Origin of the sequence: Streptomyces sp. NPDC048496, from assembly GCF_043200055.1 — a bacterium.
Taxonomy (GTDB): Bacteria; Actinomycetota; Actinomycetes; order Streptomycetales; family Streptomycetaceae; genus Streptomyces.
Genome location: NZ_JBICXB010000009.1, coordinates 171,427 through 181,592, shown reverse-complemented (window position 1 = coordinate 181,592; position 10,166 = coordinate 171,427). Strand labels below are relative to the sequence as shown.

The window sequence follows — 10,166 nt, the reverse complement described above, 5'->3', positions numbered from 1 at the left end:
ATCGTTCGACTTGCATGTGTTAAGCACGCCGCCAGCGTTCGTCCTGAGCCAGGATCAAACTCTCCGTGAATGTTCTCCCGTAATCGGGATGACACACACGAGAGCGGAACGACCGGTCGGAATAGGACCGATCGTTCACAGCGTCCTCGCTGTGTAATTGCCTACCGGAACCGTGAGGCCCGGCAGGACTTTCAAAGGAACCTCGAACCTGCCGAAGCAGGTCGGGGTATCAACATATCTGGCGTTGACTTTTGGCACGCTGTTGAGTTCTCAAGGAACGGACGCTTCCTTTGTACTCACCCTCTCGGGCTTTCCTCCGGGCTTTCCCTTCGGTCTTGCGTTTCCGACTCTATCAGACTCTTTCGTGTCCGATTCCCGGTCGAAGCGGGCCCTCTGCGAAGCAGAAGATTTGTTACTGCGCTTTCCAGTTCTTCGCTTTCGCGTTTCCCTTTCCGGCGATTCCAACCTTACCAGACTCTTTTTCGTTTCCGTTTCCGGTCCGAATTTTATTCCGGTGGCCTTTGGAGTGGCCTTTGCCTTTCGGCGTGTCCACTACTTTAATCGATTTCCTGGGCAGCTCATAATCGAGCCGGTGGGATCGAATTACGACATGCCGAATTCGCACCCGCCAGGGTGAGTCGAAGGTAGTGGTTGGTCGCTTCCGGGTGCTCAGCCTCGGCCCGATGGACCGTGCCGACAGCAGTACCCGTTCAAGCGGCTCGGACTACGTTAGGTGTCCGGCAGGGGCGAGTCAAGTTGCGCGGCGGCGTGGTGTGTGGGGTCGGTACAGGCTCACCGTGGGGTCTCCATCGATCCAGAAGCGCCAAAGGTGTGTGGCTCCGTCACCGCCCACGCCGGTGCGGGGGCCGTTGCGTACCTGGTCGCGCGGTGGTGGGGTGCCGTGCAGTACGGACAAGGGGGCACCCGGGTGGGCGATGGCGTCAGTGCCGTTCAGGCCTCGGTCGATGTCGAGGGCGGTAGCCAGACGGGCCGGGCCTTTGGCCAGTTCCCGGTCATTGCGGGCCGAGATTCGACGTTTACGGCTGAGCTCGGCACCCACCTGGACCTCGCCGGCCCGGAGCAGTACACCGCTCGCCACGCCTTCGGGGCCGCACACCAGGTTGAGGCAGTGCCACATGCCGTAGGTGAGATAAACGTAGGCATGGCCGGGTGGTCCGAACATCACGCTGTTGCGCGCGGTGCGGCCGCGGTAGGCGTGCGAGCCGGGGTCGATCTCGCCGGCGTACGCCTCCACCTCGGTGAGGCGGAGTTCGATGGGGCCGTCGCCCGTGATGCGCACCAGGGTCCGGCCCAGCAGGTCGGGTGCCACCTCCAGTACGGGGCGGTCGAAGAAGTCCCGCGTCAGCGGCGTACGGTCCAGACCCTCGATCATGGCGTTCGAGGTTACCGGGAACCGACTACGGTCGTCGCGCGTATGTAGGGGTCAGACCAAGGAGGAGTAAATATGGGCTTCAAGCGGCTGCTCGCGAGCATGGGTGCCGGTGGTGCTTCGGTGGAGACGGAGCTGACCGAGCTCAACGTCGTACCGGGCGGGGTCGTCCAGGGCGAGGTGCGGATCCAGGGCGGTTCCGTGGCGCAGCAGATCGAAGGACTCTCGGTCGGTCTGCAGGCGCGGGTCGAGGTCGAGGGCAACGACCACGAGATGAAGCAGGACATCGAGTTCACCAAGCTGCAGCTCGGTGGGGCGTTCGAGGTGCAGGCCGGTGCCGTGCACGTCGTTCCGTTCGGGCTCGAGATCCCCTGGGAGACACCGATCACGATGTTCGCCGGTCAGCACCTGCACGGCATGAACATCGGTGTGACCACCGAACTGGAGATCGCGCGGGCGCTGGACTCCGGCGACCTCGACCCGATCAACGTCCACCCGCTGCCGGCGCAGCAGGCGATCCTGGACGCGTTCGGACAGCTCGGCTTCGGGTTCCGCAGCGCGGACATGGAGCGCGGTCACATCCGCGGCACGCGCCAGCGGCTGCCGTTCTACCAGGAGATCGAGTTCTTCCCGCCGCAGCAGTACCGCGGGCTGAACCAGGTCGAGCTGACGTTCGTCGCGGACGACCGCGAGATGGATGTCGTGCTGGAGATGGACAAGAAGGCGGGGCTCTTCAGTGAGGGCAGCGACTCGTACCGGGCCTTCAAGGTCGATCTGAACGACTTCCGGGGGACCGACTGGGCGGCATACCTCAATCAGTGGCTCGCCCAGGTCGGCGGTCGGCGCAACTGGCTCTAGGGTCGGTGGCGAGACTCCAGAGCCGATCAGGAGAGGTGCTGACGTGACCGAGCCGAAGAGGCCGCCGCTGCCGCATGACTTCCATCCCGAGGTGCCTTCGTTCACGGTGGTGAGCGAGGATCTCGCTCCCGGGGCCGTGCTGGCAGACGCCCAGGTGTTCGCGGCCGGGAACACTTCGCCGCAGCTGCGGTGGGAGGGGTTCCCGGCGGAGACCAAGAGTTTCGCCGTGACCTGCTTCGATCCGGATGCTCCGACTGGCAGCGGGTTCTGGCACTGGGTCGCGTTCGACATCCCGGCATCGGTCACGGAGCTGCCGGCCGGTGCGGGCAGCGGGAAGTTCGAGGGGCTGCCCGCAGGTGCCGTTCAGGTCCGTAACGACTACGGGTCGAAGGAGTTCGGCGGCGCCGCGCCGCCGGCCGGGGAGAACCACCGTTACGTCTTCACCGTGTATGCGGTGGACAGCGAGAAGCTGGGGCCGGGCAGTGATGTGTCGCCCGCTGTGGTCGGGTTCAATCTGCGGTTCCACACACTGGGTCGTGCTCAGTTGATCGGTGAATACACCGGTCCCGCGTAGTACCCGGTGAGCTGAGAGTTCTCCTGCTGTTTGCCCTGCCCTGGTCCTGGAGAGATCAGGGCAGGGCATTTTTTATTGCGTTGTCCATCCCGGCCCGCCCAGCCAGAGTTGGTCCGGGCCTGCCAGGGGGGCGGGCGGCACACGGGAGGTGGGCGAGATGCGGGACACGCTGGTTCTCAACGCGAGCTTCGAGCCGCTGTCGACGGTGACACTGAACCGTGCGGTGGTGCTGATTCTGCAGGACAAGGCTGTTGTCGAGCAGTCGCATCCCGATCTCCGCATGCGTGGTGCCGCCGTGGACATTCCGGTGCCCCGGGTGATCAGGCTCTGCCGGTACGTACGGGTGCCGTTCCGAAGACAGGCGCCGTGGTCCAGAAGGGGTGTGCTGATACGGGACCAGCACCGGTGCGCGTACTGCGGGCGACGGGCGACGACCGTCGACCATGTGGTGCCGCGCGCCCAGGGCGGCCAGGACACCTGGCTCAATACGGTGGCGTCCTGTGCCGAGGACAATCACCGCAAGGCGGCCCGGACGCCGGAGCAGGCGGGGATGCCATTGCTGCGGCAGCCCTTCGTACCGTCGCCCGCAGAGGCGATGCTGCTGGCGATGGGGGCCGGTGAGCGGTCGGCGCTGCCGGAGTGGCTGGACCGGACCGCCGCATAGTCGGCGTAGGCCGCCTACGTGGATCATCGTATCGGAAGCCCGTCTCCGTGCGGAGCCGGGCTTCCGGGTTCAGCGGAGCACCAGCTGGACGATGGCGACCGTGCCGACCGCCACGATGAGGCCGCGCAGCACGGTGGGGCTGAGGCGGCGCCCGACCTTCGCGCCGATCTGGCCACCGAGCGCGGAGCCGACCGCGATCAGTGCGACGGCCGTCCAGTCGAAGTCCGCGACGAAGAGGAAGAAGAGCGCGGCAACGCTGTTGACGACTGCTGCCAGCACGTTCTTGACAGCGTTGAGGCGCTGCATCGTGTCGTCGAGCAGCATGCCCATCAGGGAGAGGTAGATGATCCCCTGGGCGGCGGTGAAGTAGCCGCCGTAGACGCTGGCGAGTATCAGTCCGACGACGAGGAGCGGGCCGCCGTCGGCGCGGGCGGTGGTGCCGTTGAGCTCGCGGCGGCGCTGGACGGCTTTGCTGATGCGAGGTTGCAGAATGACCAGGCCGAGGGCCAGGGCGACCAGGATGGGCACGATGGTCTCGAACGCCGTGGAGGGCAGGACCAGCAGCAGGGTGGCGCCGGTGAGGCCGCCGATGAGAGCACCGATGCTCAGCTTGAGGACGCGGCGGCCCTGTCCGGCGAGTTCCTTGCGGTAGCCGATGGCGCCGCTGATGGAGCCGGGGATCAGGCCGAGGGCGTTGGAGACGGTGGCGGTGACCGGGGGCAGGCCGGTGGCGAGCAGGACCGGGAAGGTGATCAGCGTTCCGGAACCGACGACCGTGTTGATCGCGCCCGCGCTGATGCCCGCGCCGAAGACCGCGATCATTTCCCAGATGGACATTCCGATTCCCCCGTGCATGATCAGTGCTTGGTGCACTGATCATGCACGATGGTATGTACGCGTCAGTCGACCGGGGGTTCCTCGCGGCGCTCCTTGCCGGTGTTGAAGCCGGGGACGCCGGCGCCGAGGTTTCCGAAGGCGCCGCTGAGGCCCTTGAGAGCGTCACCGATCTCGCTCGGCACGATCCAGAGCTTGTTGGCGTCGCCCTCGGCGATCTTCGGGAGCATCTGGAGGTACTGGTACGAGAGGAGCTTCTGATCCGGGTCGCCGGCATGGATGGACTCGAAGACCGTACGGATGGCCTGGGCCTCGCCCTCGGCGCGCAGGGCCGCGGCCTTGGCCTCACCCTCGGCGCGCAGGATCGCGGACTGCTTCTCGCCCTCCGCGGTGAGGATCGCGGACTGCCGGGTTCCCTCGGCCTGAAGGATCGCGGCACGCTTGTCACGGTCGGCCCGCATCTGCTTCTCCATCGAGTCCTGGATGGACGTCGGCGGTTCGATCGCCTTGAGCTCGACGCGGTTGACGCGGATACCCCACTTGCCGGTGGCTTCGTCCAGGACGCCACGGAGGGCGGCGTTGATCTCCTCGCGGGAGGTCAGGGTCCGCTCCAGGTCCATGCCGCCGATGATGTTGCGGAGGGTGGTGACGGTGAGCTGCTCGATCGCCTGGATGTAGCTGGCGACTTCGTACGTCGCGGCCCGCGCGTCCGTCACCTGGTAGTAGATGACGGTGTCGATATTGACGACCAGGTTGTCCTGGGTGATCACCGGCTGGGGCGGGAACGGGACGACCTGTTCGCGGAGGTCGATCCGGTTGCGGATGGTGTCGATGAACGGAACGACGATGTTCAGGCCTGCGTTGAGCGTGCGGGTGTAGCGGCCGAAGCGCTCCACGATGGCAGCGCTGGCCTGCGGGATGACCTGGATCGTCTTGATCAGGGCGATGAAGACGAGCACCACCAGAATGATCAGGACGATGATGATCGGTTGCATCGTGTTCCTCGTGCCCTTCGGTTGCCGACAGATCGCGATGATCGGGGTCGGATCTCATGAGGTCCGGATCTCATGATGATCGACATCGAGTCTGGCAGACCGCGGTCCGCCGTGTGAGCGGTTCGGTCACATGACGACGGCCGTGGCACCGTCGATGTCCACGACATCCACCTGCCGGCCGGGTTCGAAGCTCTGGTCTCCGTCGTAGGCGCGGGCCGACCAGATCTCTCCGGCCAGCTTGATCCGGCCACCGCTGCCGTCGACCCGTTCCAGGACGACGGCCTGACGGCCTTTCAGCGCATCGATGCCGGTGGCCAGTTGAGGCCGGTCGGCGCGGTGCCTGGCCGCGATCGGGCGGACCACCGCGATGAGCGCGACGGAGACGACCACGAAGACCAGGACCTGGGCCACGATGCCGCCGCCGAGTGCCGCGACGACCGCCGCGGCGACCGCTCCGACGGCGAACATCCCGAACTCGGGCATCGCGGTCAGGACGAGCGGAATACCCAGCCCGACCGCGCCGATCAGCCACCACACCCACGCATCGATGTCCACCCGGTCATGGTAGGACCGCGAGTCCCTCGCCGACAGGGCTTCGATCAGGACATTCGGGGCACAGTGCGTTCAGGACAGCGGGAGGCCGTGCGCGGTGTACCGGTCGCCGGTGTGCTCGACGATGAGCGGCAGACCGAAGCAGAGGGAGAGGTTGCGGGAGCTGAGCTCGATCTCCATGGGGCCCGCGGCGAGGACCTTGCCCTGGCGGATCATGAGGACGTGGGTGAAGCCCGGGGCGATCTCCTCGACGTGGTGCGTCACCATGATCATGGAGGGGGCGAACGGGTCGCGGGCGAGTCGGCCGAGGCGGCGGACCAGGTCCTCGCGGCCGCCGAGGTCGAGACCGGCGGCGGGCTCGTCGAGGAGCAGCAGCTCGGGGTCGGTCATCATGGCGCGGGCGATCAGGGTGCGCTTGCGCTCGCCCTCGGAGAGGGTGCCGAACCTGCGGTCGAGGAACTCGGTCATGCCGAGCCGGTCGAGGAAGGCGCGGGCCCGGTCCTCGTCGACGGCGTCGTAGTTCTCGTGCCAGGTGGCGGTCATGCCGTACGCGGCGGTGAGCACCGTCTGCAGGACGGTCTGGCGCTTGGGCAGCTTCTCCGCCATGGCGACGCCCGCGATACCGATCCGCGGGCGCAGGTCGAAGACGTCGGTGCCGACGCCGCCGAGTTGTTCGCCAAGGATCGTGGCGCTGCCCTTGGTCGGGAAGAGGTAGCTGGACGCGATGTTGAGGAGGGTGGTCTTGCCGGCGCCGTTCGGGCCGAGGATGACCCAGCGCTCCCCCTCCTTGACCGACCAGGAGACGTCGTCCACCAGAGCGCGTCCGTCGCGGACCACGGATACGTCCACCAGCTCCAGTACATCGCTCATGAGCGCGTTGTCTCCCCATGCAGTCTCGAGATCGTCGCGTGCCTGTGGGCACAGCTCCCAGGGAAAACCTACGCCACCCCGGGAGTGCTCCGGCTCCTAGGTCCGGTTCCCTAGGCTGTTCCCATGCTTTCGGAACCACGCTCGGGGCTGCTGGCCTCATGGGGAAACGCGCTTCTGGCCGGACTTGTCTCACCGGACGACGCCGCGCTCGCGATTGTCGGAGAGGACGCGGTGCACCGCGTCGAGGGGCTGCCGGGTGAGGCGGGTCCGGTCGGGCTCACGCTGGCGCTGGGGCGGCTGCGCGGATTGGGAGTGACGGGCTTCCGGGTCGCGCTGCCGATGCCGGGGCATCCGCTCGGGCTCAGCGGCCCGCCCGAGTTCAATGCGCGGGCGCTGGAGGCGGAGGAGGCGGTAGTCGCGTCCGGTGCGCCGTACGGGCTGGTACCTGAGGTGCGGGAGGCGGGGCCTGCCGGTGATCTGCACGTCGAGGTGGTGTGGCACTGCCTGCCGGTGCGGGAGGCGCCGCCGGCCGATGTGCCGTCGCTGAGTGAGGCGGAGCGGGAGCTCGCGGAGGCGTTGCGGGATGCGACGGCGGCGCTGTCGCGGCTCGATGTGGCCGGGTCCGGGCCGGTGGCGGAGGCGGCGCTGGATGCGTACCGGGCGCGGGCCGAGCGGGGGCGGGAGTTGCTGGCTCCGGGATATCCGCCGCGGGCGGTACGGGTGCTGGAGCTGGCGCAGCGGGTGGGGATACTGATCTCGCTGGCGTACGAGAACGGGCACGGCGGGGCGGTGAGCGCGTCGGAGATCGCGGCCCGGGGGGCGGCGCTGCGGCCGGTGGAGCGGGTGGCTCGGCGGGCACAGGTGGCGGCGTACAACGCGTATGTGGAGGGGCGGGAGCGGGGGTAGGGGCCCTGGAAGCCCACTCCCTGCCGTGGGGCAGACCGTAAGGCGCGGGAACGGGGCACTGGGGCGTCCGGTGGCCCGTCCGTCCTCGGTCGCCCGGACGGGCTTGATGATGCCGGACGGGCTTGATGATGCCGGGCGGGCGTGGCTCGACCCGTGGCGGCTCGACCCTCGGTGGTGACGGGTCGTGAGGTGTGGTGCGGGGCAGCATGGTTGATGCCGGACGGGTCCTTTTCGGGGCCGTCCGGCATCCAGGGAACCGGGGTGGTCAGCCGTTGTGGCCGACGTTGCCGAAGGCCGGGTTGAGCAGGCCGATCACGTTCACCGTGTTGCCGACCACGTTCACCGGGACGTGGACCGGGACCTGGATGACGTTGCCACTGACCACGCCCGGGGAGTGGGTCGCCACACCGTGGGCGCCTGCGCCGTGACCGGTGGCGGAGGCCGCGCCGGCGCCTGCGGCGATGATGCCACCGGCGATCATGGTGACGGCAGCAGCCTTCTTCAGGTTCTTCACTTCAGGATCCTCCTCGCGTCGCTGCGGCCGGCCGCCGCAGCACGCCATGGAGAACGCCCTCGGGCCCGACAGGATGCGCCGTACGGGTGGCATACACCCGACAGTATGAATCTCAGTCCGGAGGGAACCGTTCCGCTCCGGCGCCGATCAGCCCGCCACTCCGTGCCGGACGGCCCAGAGCGCCGCCTGGGTGCGGTCCGCCAGATCCAGCTTCATCAAAATGTTCGAGACGTGCGTCTTGACGGTCTTTTCGGAAAGAACCAGGGCCCGCGCGATCTCGCGGTTGGAGCGGCCGTCGGCGATCAGGCCGAGGACCTCCCGCTCCCGTTCGGTGAGGGTGCTCCCCCGGCCGGACCCGGCGCCTCCGTCCTCCTGGGCGAGGAGAGCCCCGGCGACCTCCGGCTGGAGCAGGACATGGCCCGCATGGACCGAGCGGATGGCGCCGGCCAGCGCTTCCGGGTCGACGTCCTTGTACACGTAACCGGAGGCGCCCGCACGCAGGGCCGGAACCACGGTCCGCTGCTCGGTGAAGCTGGTGACGATCAGCACCTTGGCCGGGTTGTCCAGTCCGCGGAGCTTGCGGAGCGCCTCGATGCCGTCGGTGCCCGGCATCTTGATGTCCATCAGCACCACGTCGGGGCGGAGTTCCTCGGAGCGGGCGACTCCTTCGGCGCCGTCGGCCGCCTCGCCGACGACCTCTATGTCGTCCTGGATCTCCAGGAACGTACGCAGACCGCGGCGGACCACCTGGTGGTCGTCGACCAGCAGCACCCTGATGATCTTGTCAGCCACCGGGGACCTCCATCTCGATCGTGGTGCCCTTGCCGGGCGCCGATTCAACGGTGAGCCTGCCGCCGACACCGCTCGCGCGGTCCCGCATCGACACCAGACCCAGATGGCGGCCCGCCTGCCGCGTCGCCGTGGGCTCGAATCCGCTGCCGTCGTCCGTGATCCGCAGCACCGTGCCGCTGCCACGACGGGCGAGCGTGACGCAGACCTGCTCGGCGCCCGAGTGGCGCAGTGCGTTGTGCAGGGCCTCCTGGGAGACCCGGAGCAGCGCCTCCTCCTGGGCGGCGGGCAGGGCTCGTACACCGAGGCTCTCGAAGGTGACCTTGGCGGTGTGGGCGCGGTCCAGGACCTGGACCTGGGTGCGGAGCGTGGCGATCAGGCCGTCCTCGTCGAGCGCTGCGGGGCGCAGTTCGACGACGGCGGCGCGCAGCTCGTCCACTGCTTCCGCGGCCAGCGCGGCGACCTGCTGGAGCTCGCCCTTGGCGCGGGCCGGGTCGCGGTCGACGAGGGCGGCGGCTGCCTGGGCGGTCAGCCGCAGGGAGAACAGCTTCTGGCTGACCGCGTCGTGCAGCTCGTGGGCGAGGCGGGAGCGCTCCTCGGCGATGGTGAGCTCGCGGCTGCGCTCGTACAGCCGGGCATTGGTGAGGGCGATCGCCGCGTGCTGGGCGAGGATCGACAACAGTTCTTCGTCCTGCGCGGTGAAGCCGCAACCGCCCTGGGGTTTGGGGCAGCGCTTGTTGGCGAGGAAGAGCGCGCCGATGACCTCGTCGCCGTCCCTGATGGGCAGGCCAAGAAAGTCGGACATGTCCGGGTGGGCGGCCGGCCAGCCCTCGAAGCGGGGGTCCTTGCGGACGTCGGCGAGGCGCTCCGGCTCCGCCTCGTGGAGCATCGCGGCGAGAATGCCGTGCTGCCGGGGCAGCGGACCGATGGCCTTCCACTGCTCGTCGCTGACACCGTCGACGACGAACTGGGCGAAGCCGCCGTGGTCGTCGGGGACGCCCAGGGCCGCGTACTCGGCGTCCAGCAGTTCGCGGGCCGAGGCGACGATGGTCTTCAGGACGTCACGCACTTCGAGGTGCCGGCTCATGGCGAGCAGCGCGGCACTCACCGCTGCGAGGCCCGACGGTGGGCTGTGGCTCATGGCCTCACCGTACCGGCGGGGGTAGGGGTTCCGTATCGGCCTGTGGACGGCCGGCGCCTAGGGCGCCGGCCCTAGGCCG

Annotated in this window: 12 protein-coding genes and 1 rRNA gene; 4 read left to right on the top strand and 9 right to left on the bottom strand. The window is 68.3% G+C overall.

What is annotated here, in order from left to right:
• Positions 1 to 70, bottom strand: a 16S ribosomal RNA gene (locus tag ACGFSA_RS13020); the annotation flags it as partial.
• A gap of 681 nt (positions 71 to 751) precedes the next feature.
• Complete coding sequence (locus tag ACGFSA_RS13015) at positions 752 to 1,393, bottom strand: DNA-3-methyladenine glycosylase (RefSeq protein WP_393303470.1); 642 nt, start codon at positions 1,391 to 1,393, stop codon at positions 752 to 754.
• 72 nt (positions 1,394 to 1,465) lie between these two features.
• Between ACGFSA_RS13015 and ACGFSA_RS13010 the strand changes: the two genes are divergently transcribed.
• From ACGFSA_RS13010 to ACGFSA_RS13000, 3 genes are all read left to right on the top strand, one after another.
• A complete protein-coding gene (locus ACGFSA_RS13010) occupies positions 1,466 to 2,248 on the top strand; it encodes a sporulation protein (protein ID WP_393303468.1) in 783 nt (260 codons plus the stop codon).
• 43 nt (positions 2,249 to 2,291) lie between these two features.
• A complete protein-coding gene (locus ACGFSA_RS13005; RefSeq protein WP_393303466.1) occupies positions 2,292 to 2,822 on the top strand; it encodes a YbhB/YbcL family Raf kinase inhibitor-like protein in 531 nt (176 codons plus the stop codon).
• Between the two features lie 157 nt (positions 2,823 to 2,979).
• The gene (locus tag ACGFSA_RS13000) at positions 2,980 to 3,486 is read left to right on the top strand and encodes an HNH endonuclease (RefSeq protein WP_327247129.1); all 507 of its coding nucleotides are present in this window, start codon (positions 2,980 to 2,982) and stop codon (positions 3,484 to 3,486) included.
• Between the two features lie 69 nt (positions 3,487 to 3,555).
• On the opposite strand, the gene ACGFSA_RS12995 is transcribed toward ACGFSA_RS13000, so the two are convergent.
• The 4 genes from ACGFSA_RS12995 to ACGFSA_RS12980 form a co-directional block, all read right to left on the bottom strand.
• Positions 3,556 to 4,323 (bottom strand): sulfite exporter TauE/SafE family protein, encoded by a 768-nt coding sequence (locus tag ACGFSA_RS12995; protein ID WP_393303464.1) that lies wholly within the window; start codon positions 4,321 to 4,323, stop codon positions 3,556 to 3,558.
• A gap of 62 nt (positions 4,324 to 4,385) precedes the next feature.
• Positions 4,386 to 5,315: an SPFH domain-containing protein gene (locus ACGFSA_RS12990; protein ID WP_393303462.1), complete on the bottom strand. Its 930-nt coding sequence runs from the start codon at positions 5,313 to 5,315 to the stop codon at positions 4,386 to 4,388.
• Between the two features lie 126 nt (positions 5,316 to 5,441).
• A complete protein-coding gene (locus tag ACGFSA_RS12985; protein WP_266987230.1) occupies positions 5,442 to 5,870 on the bottom strand; it encodes an NfeD family protein in 429 nt (142 codons plus the stop codon).
• 69 nt (positions 5,871 to 5,939) lie between these two features.
• A complete protein-coding gene (locus ACGFSA_RS12980; protein ID WP_393303459.1) occupies positions 5,940 to 6,737 on the bottom strand; it encodes an ABC transporter ATP-binding protein in 798 nt (265 codons plus the stop codon).
• 123 nt (positions 6,738 to 6,860) lie between these two features.
• Between ACGFSA_RS12980 and ACGFSA_RS12975 the strand changes: the two genes are divergently transcribed.
• On the top strand, positions 6,861 to 7,643 hold the full coding sequence (locus ACGFSA_RS12975; protein WP_393303457.1) for a hypothetical protein: 783 nt from the start codon (positions 6,861 to 6,863) through the stop codon (positions 7,641 to 7,643).
• 265 nt (positions 7,644 to 7,908) lie between these two features.
• Here the strand turns inward: ACGFSA_RS12975 and ACGFSA_RS12970 are convergent, their stop codons facing one another.
• The 3 genes from ACGFSA_RS12970 to ACGFSA_RS12960 form a co-directional block, all read right to left on the bottom strand.
• The gene (locus ACGFSA_RS12970) at positions 7,909 to 8,157 is read right to left on the bottom strand and encodes a chaplin (RefSeq protein WP_366693890.1); all 249 of its coding nucleotides are present in this window, start codon (positions 8,155 to 8,157) and stop codon (positions 7,909 to 7,911) included.
• A gap of 147 nt (positions 8,158 to 8,304) precedes the next feature.
• Positions 8,305 to 8,949, bottom strand: coding sequence for a response regulator (locus ACGFSA_RS12965; protein ID WP_393303455.1), 645 nt, complete (start codon positions 8,947 to 8,949; stop codon positions 8,305 to 8,307).
• The gene (locus tag ACGFSA_RS12960; RefSeq protein WP_393303453.1) at positions 8,942 to 10,087 is read right to left on the bottom strand and encodes a GAF domain-containing sensor histidine kinase; all 1,146 of its coding nucleotides are present in this window, start codon (positions 10,085 to 10,087) and stop codon (positions 8,942 to 8,944) included. Before ACGFSA_RS12960 ends, ACGFSA_RS12965 begins: the two co-directional genes overlap by 8 nt.
• Positions 10,088 to 10,166: the final 79 nt, after the last annotated feature.

What these genes read in the sequence shown, in the direction of transcription:
- ACGFSA_RS12980 (WP_393303459.1), bottom strand. Translation starts at nt 6,737, where the DNA reads ATGAGCGATGTACTGGAGCTGGTGGACGTATCCGTGGTCCGCGACGGA.
- ACGFSA_RS13010 (WP_393303468.1), top strand. Translation starts at nt 1,466, where the DNA reads ATGGGCTTCAAGCGGCTGCTCGCGAGCATGGGTGCCGGTGGTGCTTCG.
- ACGFSA_RS12975 (WP_393303457.1), top strand. Translation starts at nt 6,861, where the DNA reads ATGCTTTCGGAACCACGCTCGGGGCTGCTGGCCTCATGGGGAAACGCG.
- ACGFSA_RS12995 (WP_393303464.1), bottom strand. Translation starts at nt 4,323, where the DNA reads ATGTCCATCTGGGAAATGATCGCGGTCTTCGGCGCGGGCATCAGCGCG.
- ACGFSA_RS13000 (WP_327247129.1), top strand. Translation starts at nt 2,980, where the DNA reads ATGCGGGACACGCTGGTTCTCAACGCGAGCTTCGAGCCGCTGTCGACG.
- ACGFSA_RS12990 (WP_393303462.1), bottom strand. Translation starts at nt 5,315, where the DNA reads ATGCAACCGATCATCATCGTCCTGATCATTCTGGTGGTGCTCGTCTTC.
- ACGFSA_RS12960 (WP_393303453.1), bottom strand. Translation starts at nt 10,087, where the DNA reads ATGAGCCACAGCCCACCGTCGGGCCTCGCAGCGGTGAGTGCCGCGCTG.
- ACGFSA_RS13015 (WP_393303470.1), bottom strand. Translation starts at nt 1,393, where the DNA reads ATGATCGAGGGTCTGGACCGTACGCCGCTGACGCGGGACTTCTTCGAC.